Raw genomic sequence first — 15,579 nt, 5'->3', positions numbered from 1 at the left:
TTATACGTTCAGCAGCAGGAACTCGCGCTCCCACGGGCTGATGACCTGCATGAAGGTTTCGAATTCGCCGCGTTTCAGGCCAGCATAAAGGCCCACGAATTCATTGCCGAAGACACGCTCGAACTGTTGCTCGCCTTCCAGCAGCGCCACGGCTTCGAGAAGCCCGCGCGGAAGCTCGATAGAGCCTTCGTTCGCCGTTTCATAGGTCGGCTCGGTCGGCTCGATATTGTTCATGATGCCAAGCCAGCCGCAGCCGAGCGATGCGGCAAGCGCCAGATAGGGATTGGCATCCGAACTCGGCAGACGGTTTTCCACACGCCGCGCCTGCGGGCCGGAAATCGGCACACGGAAGGCGGTCGTGCGGTTGTCGTAACCCCAGGCGTTGTTGACCGGGCATGCCATATCCGGCGTCAGGCGGCGATAGGAGTTCACGTAAGGCGCCAGCATCACCAGCGCATTCGGCACATAACGCTGCATGCCGCCGACGAAGGAGAAGAACTCCTTGGAAGGACTGCCATCCTTGTTGGAAAACACGTTCTGGCCGGTCTCGATATCGATGACCGACTGGTGGATATGCATGGCGGAACCCGGCATGCCCTGCATCGGCTTTGCCATGAAGGTGGCGTAGATGCCGTGCTTCAGCGCCGCCTCACGAATGGTGCGCTTGAACAGGAACACCTGATCGGCAAGCTCGATGGGATCGCCGTGGCGCAGGTTGATTTCCAGCTGCGCCGGACCTTCTTCATGGATGAGGGTATCGATTTCGAGACCCTGCTTTTCCGAAAAATGGTAGATATCGTCGATCAGCTCGTCGAATTCGTTGATGCCGGCAATCGAATAGCTCTGCCCGCCGACGATGGAGCGACCGGAACGGCCTTTCGGCGGATGCAGCGGATAATCCGGGTCGTCATTCATCGCCACGAGATAGAATTCTATCTCGGGTGCGACGACCGGCTTCCAGCCTTTTTCCCTGTAAAGCTCAAGCACGTTCCGCAGCACGTTACGAGGGGTGTAGGGAACGAACTTGCCTCCCTGATCCACCACATCGCAAATCACCTGCGCCGTCGGATCGCTTTCCCACGGAACGACGGAGAGCGTGGACAGGTCCGGTACCAGCTTCAGATCGCTATCGCGCGGCTCGTAGCGGAAATTCGCCGTCTCATCGGGATAATCGCCGGAAATCGTGTGGCGATAGAGAGCCGAGGGCAGGGCCAGCGACGTATCGCCGGTGAATTTCGAAGTCGGCATCATCTTGCCGCGCGGCACGCCTGCAAGATCGGGGGTAATGCATTCAATATCTTCAATTCCGCGGGCCTTCAGCCATTGCGCCGCGTCGCGCCAGGTGGACACGCCGCGGGTGGAGGAGAGGTCGGGAGAAACTTTCTTTGCCATGGTTGCCGGTTTTTTCGGGCGGAGCATGGTTTTCTTGGGGGGCATAAATCACCGTGTCTGTTTGGATCGACGCCATAATAGTCAGACTTTGACAATTGGCGAGAGGGGAAAGCGCATTGACAAGAAGACGGACTTCGAAAAGAGGAAGTGGACCAAACTTAAGGAAATTCCATGACGGAAAAATGTGACGTGCTGATACTGGGTGCCGGTGCCGCTGGCATGATGTGCGCCATTCGTGCCGGTCAGCGCGGTCGCTCCGTCATTCTTCTGGATCACGCGAAGGCCCCGGGCGAGAAAATCCGCATTTCCGGCGGTGGCCGTTGCAATTTCACCAACATCCATACGGGCCCGAAGAACTACCTCTCGCAAAACCCGCACTTCGCCAAATCCGCGCTTGCCAGATACACCCCGCGCGATTTCCTCGATCTGGTGGAAAAGCACAGGATTGCCTGGCACGAAAAGATGCTTGGTCAGCTCTTCTGCGATGATAGCGCCAAGGACATTATCCGCATGTTGCTGGCGGAAATGCAGGCCGCTGGCGCAAAACTGTTGCTTCAAACCGAGATATCGGCTGTCGAACCCATCGCAACGGGCGGCTACCGCGTCAGCACCTCTCAGGGCGTTATCGAGGCGGGGAGCCTCGTGCTCGCCACAGGCGGCAAATCCATTCCCAAGATGGGTTCCACCGGCTTTTCCTATCGCATCGCCGAACAATTCGCCCTGCCGCTGGTGGAGCCACGTCCCGGCCTCGTGCCGCTGACGCTGGATCCAGCGCAATTGGAAAAGCTCTCTGCCCTTTCCGGCGTCGCGGTGCCTGCCGATGTCTCGCACGGCAAGACGAGTTTCCGCGAGGCGCTTCTCTTTACTCATAGAGGTCTGAGCGGCCCGTCGATCCTGCAAATCTCGTCCTACTGGCGGGAGGGGGAGGCGATCCGCCTCAAGCTGGAACCGGACTTGGACATTGCCGAAAGGTTGAAGGCGGCAAAAAAGGCGAACGGAAGACAGTCCGCGCAAACGGCGCTAAGCGATATTCTGCCCAAACGCCTCGCCCAATATCTGGTCGAACAATCCGGCATCTCCACCCATCTTGCGGACCTCTCCGACAAGGCGCTGGCATCGCTTGCAGCCAGCGCGCAGGACTGGCAGATCAAACCCTCCGGCTCGGAAGGATACCGCACTGCCGAGGTAACTTTGGGCGGTGTCGATACCACGCATCTAGACTCGAAAACCATGCAGGCGAAATCGGTGCCCGGCCTGTATTTCATCGGCGAATGCGTGGACGTGACGGGCTGGTTGGGTGGTTATAATTTCCAATGGGCATGGGCGTCCGGCTTTGCCGCCGGAGAATCTGTGTAGAACTTCCAGTTCTTAACACCTTGTTAAGAAGCGCGAGTCATGCTGACCTCTATGCCAGCACAACGCGAGTTGGAACATGAGGTCTCGCTGGACGCCGTAACCCGGCATTGAACGGTTATGTTTTTCGTTGGAAGCCGCTCATGAACACGTCCAGAAATCGCGCCCGCGCTATCGCCATTGCCCGCACTCGAGACGACAGCCTCGTTTTCGCTTTCCGCCTGAGCCTGATTACAGTCGGCGCAGTTGCCGCGTTGCTGGCCTTCGCGCTTTAAGCTTTTCCAAAAGCTTTTCATCTTTCGAAGCGCTCTTGAAGCGCGCAAGCAAAATTGCGGCGCGCAGGCATCTGCGTAAAATTTCTCCTCCGCATCTCGCTTTTCCCGCGGTCCTTCCGGCTGCGGAATTTTGATCATACTGAACGCCGCGTAGATTTCATGCATGGTGACCTCTCCTGTTTGAGGCACTAATCTGAACGCATATTTTTTCTTTATCTGCCGCCGATATCGCCTTATGTTTTTCAATAATGAAAAACGTAAGTTGGGATTTCTATCAGCTGTTTCTCGATGTCGTGCGTGGGGGAGGGCTCACGGGCGCTGCGGCTTCGTCCGGTCTCAGTCCGGCGACCATCGGACGAAAAATGCTCGAGCTTGAGCAAAAGATTGGCAAATCTCTCTTTGTGCGAAGCCAGACCGGATATGCCCTGACGGTGGATGGCCGGACGCTGCTGGATAATCTGCAAGCCATGGAAGCCGCTGCTTCCGGCATCGATGGCTGGCGAAAATCCAGTGGTGCAAGTTCGCTTGTTCGCATTGCGGTCGGCACATGGAACGCCCAGCTGATCATGGGGAATTTTTCTGCGATTTGCAGCGAAAGAGATAGCTTCCGTATCGATCTCTTCATCGCCGAGCAGCGCGCGACTCTAGCGCATCGTGAAAACGATATAGGCATCCGGGCATTCGAGCCCGAAGAGCGCAATCTCGCTGCAATCAAGACAGGCAGCGTTGCCTATGCCGCCTATCGTTTGCGTAATGCGCCTCAATCCGTGGCGGATCGCTGGATTGCGGTAGACAAGGAAAATGCGATTTCTGCTTATTTGCGTTGGCCGCACGAAATGAAATCGCAAAACATCGTGGTGACAATCAATCGCCCCTTTGCGCTGCGGGAATTGATCCTATCCGGTGCCGGAACGGCTGTTCTGCCCTGCTTCATCGGAGACGCGGATAGCAGGTTGGTGCGGGAAGGGGTGGAGATCGATGATCTGCGCCACCAGCAGTGGCTGGTAATGAACAATGAGGACCGCCACCGCCGCGATATACGGACGGTGGCGGATCGCATGATCAAGCTTTTCAAGCAGCATTCCGACCTTTACGCAGGTCGCGGTCCGGGCAGAGGCTAGCCTTCCGGCCAGCGCCTCTCCTTGTCGCTTTGGTGGAAGCGCTTTACGCAGCCGCCTTCCCCTGCGCCACAATGACCGGGATCAGCAGGTCGCCCCAGTTTCCGTCGCCGCCGTGGTGGCGGGCGGAGCGGACGAGTTCGACGGAGATGCCTGCTTCCACGGCGTTCATCACGGCTTGGTTGAGGCGGTGCAGGTCGTTGGCCAGCATGCGAATAGCAGCCTGCTGGTCCTGCGTCATGGCAGAGGATTGTTCTTCTGCCCGTTCTCTAACTCTCGAAATCGATGCCATTGTCTTTTCCTCCGATTGACTGGTTATTCTGCGGCCGGGCGGAACTGGTCGTGCTCGGTCGATTCCTTCATGGCGGTGGTGGATGAGGTGCCGCCGGAGATTGCGACGGATACCGCGTCGAAATAGCCGGTGCCGACTTCCCGCTGGTGCTTGGTTGCGGTGTAGCCGTTGATTTCGGCTGCGAATTCCGCTTCCTGAAGCTCCGAATAGGCGGCCATCTGACGATCCTTGTAACCGCGTGCCAGTTCGAACATGCCGTAATTCAACTGGTGGAAACCGGCAAGGGTGATGAACTGGAACTTGTAGCCCATGGCACCCAGCTCGCGCTGGAACTTGGCAATTGTCGCGTCATCCAGATGTTTCTTCCAGTTGAAGGACGGCGAGCAATTATAGGCAAGCTTCTTGCCCGGATGCACCTTGTGCACGCCTTCTGCAAATTTGCGCGCCTGCTCCAGATCCGGCTTCGATGTCTCGCACCAGATGAGATCGCAGTAAGGAGCGTAGGCATTGGCGCGGGCGATGCAGGGCTCGAGACCGTTCTACACCTGATAGAAGCCTTCCACGGTGCGTCCGGCATCGTAATCCACGAAGGGCCGATCACGCTCATCGATGTCCGAAGTCAGAAGCTTGGCCGCTTCCGCATCGGTACGTGCGATGACGAGCGTCGGCGTGCCCATGACATCTGCGGCCAGACGCGCGGCGGTCAGGTTGCGGATATGGGCAGCCGTCGGGATCAGAACCTTGCCGCCCAGATGGCCGCACTTCTTTTCCGATGCCAGCTGGTCCTCATAGTGAACGCCAGCCGCACCCGCTTCGATAAAGGCCTTCATGATCTCAAACGCGTTGAGCGGGCCGCCGAAACCGGCTTCGGCATCCGCGACGATAGGCGCAAACCATGTATCGACAGAAAGACCCTTGCCTTCAGACGTCTCGATCTGGTCGGCGCGTTGAAGTGTCTTGTTGATACGCTTCGCCAGTTCCGGCGCGGCATTGGCGGGGTATAGAGACTGGTCTGGATACATGGCGGACGCCGTGTTCGCATCCGCCGCAACCTGCCAGCCGGACAGGTAGATGGCTTTTAGTCCCGCACGAACCATCTGCATGGCCTGGTTGCCGGAAAGAGCGCCAAGCGCGTTGACGAAACTTTCCTCGTTGATCAGCTGCCAGAGACGATTAGCACCCATCTCCGCCAGCGAATGGCGGATTTCAACGGAGCCGCGAAGCTTCAGCACATCCTCGATGCTATAAGTGCGCTCAGTGCCATCGAAACGGCCTTTCGGTGCGGCTGGAACCAGTTTGTAAAAATCAGTCACATCTCTCTCCCATGTTCATCAATCAAAATCACTCACCGCTATTCAGCTCCTCGGAAGCGGCGATTTGATGTGACTGAATTTACATTTCATGGTTGATAGTGGCTAGATAAAAAGGAAAATCAGTGACTTGAAACGGGTTATGCTGTATCGTCTTTGACAGATTGACCTTGTAAAATTGTCAGTTTTGTAAATCATGTTGATTGTACGTGCTTTGTCAAAGAGGGAGGTGACATGGCGGAAAACAAGATATTCGCAGGGCCTAGGGTCCGTCGCGTGCGCAACAGTCTTGGTTTGACGCAGACGGCGATGGCGGAGGCGCTTGCCATATCGCCATCCTATCTCAACCTCATCGAGCGCAACCAGCGACCGCTGACAGTGCAACTGCTCCTGAAGCTCGCCTCCGTCTACAAGGTTGATCTGGATGATCTGCAGGGAGAGAGCGGCGGCACGGCAAGCCAGCTTCGAGAAGTTTTCGCCGATCCGCTTCTGGCAGGCGAAATTCCATCGCCGCAGGAATTGGTGGAAGTGGCGGAAGCCGCACCCAATGCAGCAGGCGGTGTCGTCAAGCTCTATCGCGCTTACCGTGAGCAGGCCAAGCGGTTGAGCGATCTCTCCGATCTTCTGGCGCGGGAAGGCCACCAGACGACATTGTCCGATGCGCGGCTGCCAATCGATGAAGTTCGGCAGGTTTTTGAAGCGCGGCCCGCTCATTTCGCTGGTCTCGATTCCGCCGCGGAAACCTTCCACGCGTCGCTCGCAACGGGCGATGACCTTGCCGCAACGCTGAAATCCTGGCTGCAAAAGAACCACGGCATCGTCGTGCGAAGCCTGCCGGTTCATGCCATGCCGAACTTGCGGCGGCGCTACGATCGCCACTCCATGCGGCTGTTCCTGTCCGAGCGGCTGTCTCCGCATGATCAGTTGCGCGAGCTGGCGATGGAGGTTTCGCTTCTGGCCTTGACGGCTGAAATCTCTGCCGAGTTGGAGGCTCTTGCTCTTTCGGGAGAGGAGGCGAGGCGCATTGCCCGTTTCGAACTGGCGCGATACGCCGCCCACGCTCTCATGATGCCCTATGCAGCCTTTCTCTCTGCGGCCCAGAGAGCGCGTTACGATATCGACGTGCTGCGCGCCCGCTTCAACGTATCCTTCGAGCAGGCGGCAAACCGCCTCGTCACGCTGGCGAAGCCGGGGGCTACGGCGGTGCCTTTCTTCCTTATGGAAACCGACAATGCCGGAAACCGGTTTCGCAAATCCGGTGCGCAGGGCTTTCCGCAAGCGCGCTTTGGCGGGCTCTGTCCACGCTTGAACATCCACGCCGCTTTCGCCCAGCCGGGGCAAGTGCTGGTGGAAAGTGCCGAAATGCCCGATGGCGGGGCCTATTTGACCATATCCCGCACGTTGGAAGGGCCGCAGGCAGGGTTTGGGGAACGGGTGCGTCGCACTGCACTGATGCTGGCTTGCGAGGCCGGTTTTGCCAAGGATCTGGTCTATGGGGATGCTGTGGGAACAAAGACCGGGGTCGTCGCCATCGGCCCTTCTTGCAGGCTGTGCGAGAGGCAGGGGTGCCTCTCGCGCGCCGAGGCGCCGCTTACGCGCCCGCTGGGTCTGGATGAGATGGTGACAGGGCTCAGCGTGTTCGATTTCCAGTAAGCGACGAAACACAATTGTTTGAAACTGCGGCGCTGCACATTTCCCGCTTGCGGCGAGAAGTTTTCCTTTTTAGTCTCCGTTCAAAACAAGGGGTTCGCGCAGATTTTCCCACCATGCGCTTTAAGCAGGAGAGATCATGAGACATCGTTCGCTTCGTTTCACTCTGGCAGTTGCCGCGGCGGTTCTCGCCAGTGGCGCGGCCTTCGCTCAGGAAAAGGTCGTCCACGTCTATAACTGGTCGGATTATATCGATCCGTCCCTCCTTGAGGAATTCACCAAGGAAACCGGCATCAAGGTCGTTTACGACGTGTATGACGGCAACGAGGTTCTCGAAACGAAACTTCTGGCTGGCAATTCCGGCTATGACGTCGTGGCTCCGACATCTCCGTTCCTCGCACGCCAGATCAAGGCAGGCGTTTACCAGAAACTGGACAAGTCCAAGCTTCCGAACCTCAAGAACATGTGGCCGGAAATCACGACGCGTCTGGCGCAGTACGATCCCGGCAACGAATATGCCGTCAATTATATGTGGGGCACCACCGGCATCGGCTACAATGTCGATAAGGTCAAGGCAGCACTTGGCGATGTGAAGATCGATAGCTGGGACGTTCTGTTCAAGCCGGAAAATGCCGAGAAGCTGAAGTCCTGCGGCATCAACATTCTCGATGCTTCCGACGAAACCTTCGCGATTGCGATGAACTACATCGGCAAGAACCCGGACAGCAAGGAAACCGCTGATCTGGAAGCAGGTGGCGAGGTCTATCAGAAGATCCGTCCTTACGTGAAGACGTTCAACTCCTCCGCCTATATCGATGAGCTTGCCAATGGCGATAGCTGCATCACCATCGGCTGGTCGGGCGACGTGCTTCAGGCAAAGACCCGCGCCGAAGAGGCCAAGAACGGCGTGAACGTGAACTACGTCATCCCGAAGGAAGGCACCTATATCTGGATGGATTCCTTCGCCATCCCTGCCGATGCGAAGAATGTCGACGCGGCCCACGCCTTCATCAACTTCATGATGAAGCCGGAAGTCGCCGCCAAGGCATCGGACTACGTTCAATATGCCAACGGCAACCTTGCTTCGCAGGCGGTGATGGATGAAGCGGTCGTCAAAAATCCTTCGGTGTACCCGGATGCGGAGACGATGAAGAAGCTCTTCACCATCTCACCCTACGGGCCTCGTGAACAACGCGTTCTGAACCGCGTCTGGACTCAGATAAAAACCGGCAGCTGACCGGGTTTCGAACAAGGGGCAGGCGGTCAACTCCTGCCCCTTTCCCGTTCAGTCTCAGAACCGCAAGTCAACAGGGCAGGTCATGGCGAAATCACTCGGTCCGGTAAAACGTAAATTCTCTCCTTGGACCGATCCCTCTGCGGTTCCCTTCATCCGCTTCGAAAATGTAACCAAGACATTCGGTGATTTCACTGCCGTCGATAATCTGACGCTGGATATTTATGAGCGCGAATTCTTCTCGCTGCTCGGCCCCTCCGGTTGTGGCAAGACGACGCTGATGCGCATGCTGGCCGGTTTTGAGGAACCGACGCAGGGGCGCATTCTCTTGCAGGGCAAGGATATTTCCGGCGTGCCGCCATACAAGCGGCCCACCAATATGATGTTCCAGTCCTATGCGCTTTTCCCGCACATGTCGGTGGAAAAGAACATTGCTTTCGGTCTGGAGCAGGATGGATTGCCGAAAGCCGATATCAATACCCGCGTAGAGGAAATGCTGCGCCTCGTCAAGCTCACGGAATTTGCCCGGCGCAAGCCAAGCCAGCTTTCCGGCGGCCAGCGCCAGCGTGTGGCGCTGGCCCGTTCGCTCGCCAAACGCCCGAAAGTGCTGCTGCTGGATGAGCCGCTGGGCGCGCTGGACAAGAAGCTGCGCGAAGAAACCCAGTTCGAATTGATGGACCTGCAACAGACGCTCGGCCTCACCTTCCTTATCGTCACGCACGATCAGGAAGAGGCAATGACCGTTTCCGACCGCATCGCGGTGATGGACAAGGGCATCGTGGTTCAGGTGGCGACGCCTGCGGAAATCTACGAAGCGCCGAACAGCCGCTACGTGGCGGACTTCATCGGCGACATCAATATTTTCGAGGCGAACATCAACGAAAAGACGCCTGCCGATGGCAGACCGGCAAGCGTGGTGCTCGATTGCGAAGGACTTGCCGTCACCGTGGAGCAGGATTGCGCGGCGAGTGTTGGAAACAACGTCGCCTTCGCCATCCGCCCGGAGAAAGTGCGCATATCGCTCGATCAGCCCGCCGATACGTCGATGAATGTTGCCCACGGAGAAGTCTGGGATATCGGTTATCTGGGTGACTTCTCGGTCTTCATCGTCAAGCTGGATGACGGGCGCATCATGCGGGCCGCGCAGGCCAATGTCTCGCGTCTGGTGGACCGGCCCATCACCTTCGGTGATATGGTCTGGTTGAACTGGAAAGCCGATTCCGGTCTGGTCCTGACCCGATAAGGAGAGTGACACATGGCGATCTCGTCTCCTGAAAACCGGCAGAGCCCGACGCGATGGCTGGTCGTGGCAGTGCCCTATCTGTGGCTTCTGCTCTTCTTTGCAGCACCTTTCTTCATCATCGTGAAGATTTCGCTCTCCGATACCGCGATTGCGATGCCGCCTTATGTGCCGGTCTTCGAAGGCTTCAGCCGCATCGGTGATTTCCTGTCGCAGCTGGATTTCGAGAATTATTTCTTTCTTACGGAAGACCCGCTTTACATCGAAGCATACCTCTCGTCGCTGCGCATCGCTTTCATTTCGACAGTGCTTCTGCTGCTGATCGGTTATCCCATGGCACTTGCCATGGCGCGCGCGCCGAGCCACATCCGCCCGACGCTGGTAATGCTGGTCATCCTGCCGTTCTGGACCTCGTTCCTGATCCGCGTCTATGCCTGGATTGGTATTCTGAAGCCGGAAGGTCTGCTGACGGTGCTGTTCCAGACCGTCGGTCTGCTGGGGCCGGATCAACAGGTCAACATCTTCCGCACGGAGATTTCGGTCTTCATCGGCATCGTTTATTCCTACCTGCCATTCATGGTGCTGCCGCTTTATTCGGCCTTGGAAAAGCTGGACAATACGCTGCTCGAAGCCGCTGCCGATCTCGGTTGCCCGCCATGGAAAGCCTTCTGGAAAATCACGTTCCCTCTGTCGCTTCCCGGCGTCATTGCCGGTTCGATGATCTGCTTCATCCCGATCACCGGTGAGTTCGTCATCCCTGATCTTCTCGGCGGTGCGCAGACGCTGATGATCGGAAAGACGCTCTGGACCGAATTTTTCGGCAATCGAGACTGGCCACTGGCATCCGCCGTCGCCGTGCTTCTGTTGCTGCTGCTGGTCGTGCCGATTGCGATTTTCCAGAACCAGCAGAAAAAGGTGGGGTGAGCCATGAAGCGCGGTAAACTCGACACGACCATCCTCACGATCTGCTTTGCATTCCTCTATATTCCGATCCTCGTTCTGGTGATCTATTCCTTCAACGCATCCAAACTGGTGACGGTATGGGGCGGCTTTTCGCTGCAATGGTATCGCTCCATGTGGTCCAATCAGGGGCTGATGGATGCGGCATGGATCACCGTGCGCGTCGCGATTTTGAGCGCCACCATCGGCACGATCCTCGGCACGCTCGCGGCACTGTCGCTGACGCGTTTTGCCCGCTTTCCGGGCCGTATGCTGTTTTCCGGCATGATCTATGCGCCGCTCGTCATGCCGGAGGTCATTACCGGCCTGTCCTTGCTGCTGCTCTTCGTGTCCATCGGGGTGGATCGCGGGTTCTGGACAGTGGTTATCGCGCATACCACTTTCACCATGTGCTACGTCGCCATCGTGGTGCAGTCGCGTCTTCTGACCTTCGATAGAAGTCTGGAGGAAGCGGCGCTCGATCTCGGTTGTCCGCCGGTCAAGACCTTCTTCCGCATTACCCTACCGCTCATCCTGCCCGCCGTCGTTGCAGGCTGGATGCTGGCCTTTTCGCTGTCGCTGGATGATCTGGTCATTGCCAGCTTCACCACGGGGCCGGGTGCAACGACGCTGCCGATCAAAATCTATTCGCAGGTGCGCCTTGGCGTAACGCCCGAGATCAACGCCATCTGCACAATCCTGATTGCGCTGGTCACGGTGGGTGTCATCTGCGCTTCCATCGCCTCGAAGCGAACGGAGCTTCAGCGGATGAGGGACGAGCACGCCGCCGCCAAGGGCTGAATGATTGCGCGGGCAGGAGGAGGCCGCCGATGACTGACAGCAAATCGCTCTGGACACCCTCTGCCGAGCGCATTGCGCGCTCGCCCATGACGCATTTCATGCACTGGTGCGAAAAGCGCTATTCGGTCGAATTCGCTGACTATGATGCATTTCACCGCTGGTCGGTGGAAAGCCGCGAAGACTTCTGGAGTGCGGTCTGGACCTATTGCGGCGTGATCGGCGAACCGGGCGACCGGGTGCTTGTAGATGGCGACGACATGCTGAAAGCGCGGTTCTTCCCGGACGCGCAATTGAACTTCGCAGAGAATTTGCTGGTCCGAACCGGGGCCGATGACGCCATCATCTTTCGGGGCGAAGACAAGGTGCGGGACCGGTGGTCCTGGGAGCGCCTGCGAGGCGAAGTCTCCCGTCTGCAACAGGCATTTGCCGCAATGGGCATCGAACCGGGAGACCGGATCGCGGCCATGATGCCGAACATGCCGGAGACTGTGGCGCTGATGCTGGCGGCAACCTCGCTTGGCGCCGTCTGGTCATCCTGCTCCCCGGATTTTGGCGAGCAGGGCGCGCTGGATCGTTTCGGCCAGATCGAGCCTAAGCTTTTCATCGCCTGTGATGGCTATTGGTACAATGGCAAGCGACAGGATGTGACCCCGAAGGCGCGCGCGGTGGCGGAGACACTCGGCGTGAAGCTGCTGCTGGTTCCCTATGCCGGTGGCGAGGGTTCAGCCGATGCAGCGGGCGGCACAATTCTCTATCATGACGTCATCCGCGATTTTGTCGCAAAGCCTCTTGTCTTCACCCGTCTGCCCTTCAGCCATCCGCTCTATATTCTCTTCTCGTCCGGCACGACAGGCGTGCCCAAATGCATCGTTCATTCGGCGGGCGGCACACTGCTGCAGCACCTGAAGGAGCATCGCCTCCATTGCGAATTGAGGGAGGGCGAGCGGCTCTTCTACTTCACCACCTGCGGCTGGATGATGTGGAACTGGCTGGTTACCGGCCTCGCCTCCGGCGCAACGCTCTGTCTTTACGATGGCTCACCCTTCGCACCGGATGGCAATGTGCTGTTCGACTATGCCGCAGAGGAAGGCTTTGCCATCTTCGGAACCTCGGCAAAATACATCGATGCCGTGCGCAAGGCCGGTTTGGAACCGGACAAAACCCATGATCTCGCAAAACTTCGGCTAATCACCTCCACCGGCTCACCGCTTTCGCCGGAAGGCTTCAACTTCGTCTATGATGGGATCAAAAAAGACGTACAGCTCGCCTCCATCTCAGGCGGAACGGATATCGTCTCCTGCTTCGTGCTGGGCAACCCGGTCAAGCCCGTCTGGGAGGGTGAAATTCAGGGGCCGGGACTTGGGCTTGCCATCGACGTTTGGGATGAAGAGGGCAGGCCAGTTCGTGGTGAGAAGGGAGAGCTCGTCTGCACCAAGGCCTTCCCGTGCCAGCCCATCATGTTCTGGAATGATCCCGACGGCGCGAAATATCGTGCGGCCTATTTCGAGCGCTTCGATAACGTCTGGTGTCACGGCGACTTTGCCGAGTGGACGCCGCATGGTGGGCTCATCATCCATGGCCGCTCGGATGCGACGCTCAACCCCGGCGGCGTGCGGATCGGCACTGCCGAGATTTACAATCAGGTTGAGAAGCTGGATGAGGTGCTGGAAGCACTCTGCATCGGGCAGGATTGGGATGGGGATGTTCGCGTGGTGTTGTTCGTTCGGCTCGCCGAGGGCGTGACGCTGAACGAGACGCTCACGTCCACCATTAAAAACCGCATCAGAAACGGTGCTTCACCCCGTCACGTTCCGGCAAAGATCATCGCGGTGGCTGATATTCCTCGAACAAAGTCCGGCAAGATCGTGGAGCTGGCCGTGCGAGAAGTCGTCCACGGACGCCCCGTCAAGAACAAGGAAGCGCTGGCCAACCCGGAAGCGCTGGCCCTCTTTGAAGGTATCGAGGCGTTGCAGCACTGAGTGGCTTGGCAGTCGTCGCGCCAATGTCGGCGCCGCGCATCTTTCATTATGCTGAAACAGCTGCATCGAAATAGGATTTATTGCCCCTCAAAGGTCCAGTGCCGCTTTTACCTTTTGTTAAATTGCGCTGTTCAAATGTAAACCCAACGTGGGTCCATCCAATGACGGGATGGCAGGGCCGGTGGCTCCAAAAAGACATGATGTATTTTCGTTCTTAACTCTCGTTGATAAGCACACATTCAAAGGCAGCGTCAGCTGCCTTTTTTTTATGTGTCCGCATCCAGCGAGCGGGAAACAAGAATGACAGGCACAAGCCCTGCAGCGATGATGATGAGGGCAGGGAGTGCGGCATCCTGAACACGCGAGCGCGAGGCGCTCTCATAAACCAGTGTTGCCAAGGTATTGAAGCTGAAGGGCCGCAGCATGATCGTGGCTGGAAGCTCTTTCAGGGATTCGATGAAAACCAGAAGCGATGCCGTAATGGCGCCGGGCCGGATATTCGGCAGCAGCACGCCCGTCAGCGTCTGAAGCCTTGTGCGTCCAAGCGTTCTCGCTGCCATGTCCAGATGCGGAGAAAGCTTCTGAAACCCCGCATCGATGGTCCCTTCCGCCAGCGTCATGAAACGAACGCTGTGGGCATAAATGATGGCGATGGCCGTGCCTGATAGAAGCAGCCCTGTCGAAACATTGAGATGCGTGCGCAACAAGCCATCCAGCGCGTTGTCGAAACCGGCAAGCGGCAGCAGCACGCCGATGGCAAGCACCGTCCCCGGAATGCCGTAACCCAGCGCGCCGATGCGAATGGCCGAGCGGGTGAGTGAAGAGGGGTTGGTGCGCTGGGCATAGGCAAAAAGAAAGCCGCCCAACAATGTCAGCAGCGCGACCGGAACGGACACTTCCAGACTGTGATACAGCGCCTTGACCAGTTTTGGATCGGCCATGGTATCCAGCCTTTTTGCGGCATAGCTGCCAAGCACGAAGACAGGAATGGCAAAGCCGGACAGCACGGGAAGAACGCAGAACAAGGTGGCCATCCAGCCGCGTGCAGGCGACAGCTTTATGCGCACGGAACGCTGCGCCATGGCCGTTGCCTTGCCTGCAACAAAACGCTGGCGGCTTCGCGCTTTTCGCTCGGTAATGATAAGGGCGGCAACGATGATGACGAGGATGGAGGCAATCTGTGTGGCACCGGCAAGATTGCCGCGATTGAGCCATGTCTCGTAGATGGTGAAGGTCAGCGTGCGCACGCCCAGATATTCCACGGCGCCGATATCGTTCAGCGTTTCCATCATCACCAAGGCGAGACCGACAATGATGGCAGGGCGCGCCATGGGAAGTTGCACGGAAAGGAAGCTGCGCAACGTCCCGGCACCCAGTGTTCTGGCTGCTTCCGAAGCGACACGCCCCTGAAGCCCGAAGGCGGCGCGTGCCGAGAGATACACATAAGGATAAAGAACCGAACCCAGAACCAGAACCGCGCCGCCGAGAGAACGGATATCCGGGAACCAGTAATCGCGGATGCTTTGATAGCCGAACAGCACGCGGATGCCGCTTTGCACCGGCCCGGTGAAATCGAGAAATTCGCCGAAAGCATAGGCCGCCAGATAGGATGGAATGGCGAGCGGCAGCACCAGCGCGAAAGACAGAAGACGGCGGAAGGGAAACTCGAATGCGCTGACGAACCATGCGCTCAGCACGCCAAAGAAAGTTGCAAAAGCACCTGTCATCAGAAGAAGCAGAATCGTCTGCATGCCCGCACGCGGCAACACATTTGCCAGCAGATGCTGCCATCCGGCAGTGCCGCCGGTCAGCGCCATGGAGAAGATGGCAATCAGCGGCATGGCGACGATAGCAGCCAAAAGCGCCGCGCCGATGGACAGCGCGCCTAACCGCAAGGCGCGGGCACTTTGCGGAGTTGATGTAGTTTCGGATGGCTGCAAGGCTTCTTATCCTTCCGCGGCCCGCAAGAAATCGAGGCCACGGAAATTGCTAATCC

General features: G+C 57.9%; 12 protein-coding genes and 1 pseudogene. 9 read left to right on the top strand and 4 right to left on the bottom strand.

The features are described from left to right. On the bottom strand, nucleotides 1–1,437 hold the full coding sequence (locus tag CFBP5473_RS12645; protein ID WP_027673840.1) for a glutamine synthetase family protein: 1,437 nt from the start codon (nucleotides 1,435–1,437) through the stop codon (nucleotides 1–3). Between the two features lie 126 nt (nucleotides 1,438–1,563). Between CFBP5473_RS12645 and CFBP5473_RS12640 the strand changes: the two genes are divergently transcribed. The 3 genes from CFBP5473_RS12640 (at nucleotide 1,564) to CFBP5473_RS12635 (ending at nucleotide 4,141) form a co-directional block, all read left to right on the top strand. After that, nucleotides 1,564–2,748 carry a BaiN/RdsA family NAD(P)/FAD-dependent oxidoreductase gene (locus CFBP5473_RS12640; protein ID WP_027673841.1) on the top strand — a complete coding sequence of 395 codons (1,185 nt, stop codon included), beginning with the start codon at nucleotides 1,564–1,566 and terminating at the stop codon, nucleotides 2,746–2,748. Between the two features lie 140 nt (nucleotides 2,749–2,888). Continuing rightward, a complete protein-coding gene (locus CFBP5473_RS25590) occupies nucleotides 2,889–3,020 on the top strand; it encodes a hypothetical protein (RefSeq protein WP_268884792.1) in 132 nt (43 codons plus the stop codon). 248 nt (nucleotides 3,021–3,268) lie between these two features. After that, nucleotides 3,269–4,141: a LysR family transcriptional regulator gene (locus CFBP5473_RS12635; RefSeq protein ID WP_027673843.1), complete on the top strand. Its 873-nt coding sequence runs from the start codon at nucleotides 3,269–3,271 to the stop codon at nucleotides 4,139–4,141. 43 nt (nucleotides 4,142–4,184) lie between these two features. On the opposite strand, the gene CFBP5473_RS12630 is transcribed toward CFBP5473_RS12635, so the two are convergent. Then, complete coding sequence (locus tag CFBP5473_RS12630; protein ID WP_027673844.1) at nucleotides 4,185–4,430, bottom strand: SMc00767 family acetate metabolism repressor; 246 nt, start codon at nucleotides 4,428–4,430, stop codon at nucleotides 4,185–4,187. 23 nt (nucleotides 4,431–4,453) lie between these two features. Further along, nucleotides 4,454–5,743, bottom strand: a pseudogene (gene aceA / locus CFBP5473_RS12625) (isocitrate lyase). A gap of 231 nt (nucleotides 5,744–5,974) precedes the next feature. Between aceA and CFBP5473_RS12620 the strand changes: the two are divergent. The 6 genes from CFBP5473_RS12620 to CFBP5473_RS12595 all read left to right on the top strand — a co-directional run bounded on the left by CFBP5473_RS12620 (nucleotide 5,975) and on the right by CFBP5473_RS12595 (nucleotide 13,583). Continuing rightward, on the top strand, nucleotides 5,975–7,393 hold the full coding sequence (locus tag CFBP5473_RS12620) for a helix-turn-helix domain-containing protein (RefSeq protein WP_027673845.1): 1,419 nt from the start codon (nucleotides 5,975–5,977) through the stop codon (nucleotides 7,391–7,393). A gap of 136 nt (nucleotides 7,394–7,529) precedes the next feature. Further along, nucleotides 7,530–8,627, top strand: coding sequence for a polyamine ABC transporter substrate-binding protein (locus CFBP5473_RS12615; RefSeq protein ID WP_027673846.1), 1,098 nt, complete (start codon nucleotides 7,530–7,532; stop codon nucleotides 8,625–8,627). 82 nt (nucleotides 8,628–8,709) lie between these two features. Next, entirely contained in the window at nucleotides 8,710–9,867 is a 1,158-nt protein-coding gene (locus CFBP5473_RS12610) for an ABC transporter ATP-binding protein (protein ID WP_027673847.1), read from the top strand. Between the two features lie 12 nt (nucleotides 9,868–9,879). Beyond that, complete coding sequence (locus tag CFBP5473_RS12605) at nucleotides 9,880–10,788, top strand: ABC transporter permease subunit (RefSeq protein WP_027673848.1); 909 nt, start codon at nucleotides 9,880–9,882, stop codon at nucleotides 10,786–10,788. Nucleotides 10,789–10,791: 3 nt separating this feature from the next. Continuing rightward, nucleotides 10,792–11,604 (top strand): ABC transporter permease, encoded by an 813-nt coding sequence (locus tag CFBP5473_RS12600; RefSeq protein ID WP_027673849.1) that lies wholly within the window; start codon nucleotides 10,792–10,794, stop codon nucleotides 11,602–11,604. 29 nt (nucleotides 11,605–11,633) lie between these two features. Continuing rightward, a complete protein-coding gene (locus tag CFBP5473_RS12595) occupies nucleotides 11,634–13,583 on the top strand; it encodes an acetoacetate--CoA ligase (protein WP_027673850.1) in 1,950 nt (649 codons plus the stop codon). 266 nt (nucleotides 13,584–13,849) lie between these two features. On the opposite strand, the gene CFBP5473_RS12590 is transcribed toward CFBP5473_RS12595, so the two are convergent. Continuing rightward, nucleotides 13,850–15,424, bottom strand: coding sequence for an ABC transporter permease (locus CFBP5473_RS12590; protein WP_084631454.1), 1,575 nt, complete (start codon nucleotides 15,422–15,424; stop codon nucleotides 13,850–13,852). Nucleotides 15,425–15,579: the final 155 nt, after the last annotated feature.

The sequence above is a fragment of the Agrobacterium larrymoorei genome, from assembly GCF_005145045.1.
GTDB classification, from domain to species: domain Bacteria; phylum Pseudomonadota; class Alphaproteobacteria; order Rhizobiales; family Rhizobiaceae; genus Agrobacterium; species Agrobacterium larrymoorei.
Note: the sequence above shows the minus strand (reverse complement) of the source record. Positions and strands in the feature narration are given on the sequence as shown.

Bases quoted from the DNA above. Each gene is read 5' to 3' on its own strand.
- CFBP5473_RS12590 (WP_084631454.1), bottom strand. From the start codon at position 15,424: ATGCCGCTGATTGCCATCTTCTCCATGGCGCTGACCGGCGGCACTGCC.
- CFBP5473_RS12630 (WP_027673844.1), bottom strand. From the start codon at position 4,430: ATGGCATCGATTTCGAGAGTTAGAGAACGGGCAGAAGAACAATCCTCT.
- CFBP5473_RS12600 (WP_027673849.1), top strand. From the start codon at position 10,792: ATGAAGCGCGGTAAACTCGACACGACCATCCTCACGATCTGCTTTGCA.
- CFBP5473_RS12635 (WP_027673843.1), top strand. From the start codon at position 3,269: ATGAAAAACGTAAGTTGGGATTTCTATCAGCTGTTTCTCGATGTCGTG.
- CFBP5473_RS12645 (WP_027673840.1), bottom strand. From the start codon at position 1,437: ATGCCCCCCAAGAAAACCATGCTCCGCCCGAAAAAACCGGCAACCATG.
- CFBP5473_RS12620 (WP_027673845.1), top strand. From the start codon at position 5,975: ATGGCGGAAAACAAGATATTCGCAGGGCCTAGGGTCCGTCGCGTGCGC.
- CFBP5473_RS12615 (WP_027673846.1), top strand. From the start codon at position 7,530: ATGAGACATCGTTCGCTTCGTTTCACTCTGGCAGTTGCCGCGGCGGTT.
- CFBP5473_RS12610 (WP_027673847.1), top strand. From the start codon at position 8,710: ATGGCGAAATCACTCGGTCCGGTAAAACGTAAATTCTCTCCTTGGACC.
- CFBP5473_RS12640 (WP_027673841.1), top strand. From the start codon at position 1,564: ATGACGGAAAAATGTGACGTGCTGATACTGGGTGCCGGTGCCGCTGGC.
- CFBP5473_RS12605 (WP_027673848.1), top strand. From the start codon at position 9,880: ATGGCGATCTCGTCTCCTGAAAACCGGCAGAGCCCGACGCGATGGCTG.
- CFBP5473_RS12595 (WP_027673850.1), top strand. From the start codon at position 11,634: ATGACTGACAGCAAATCGCTCTGGACACCCTCTGCCGAGCGCATTGCG.
- CFBP5473_RS25590 (WP_268884792.1), top strand. From the start codon at position 2,889: ATGAACACGTCCAGAAATCGCGCCCGCGCTATCGCCATTGCCCGCACT.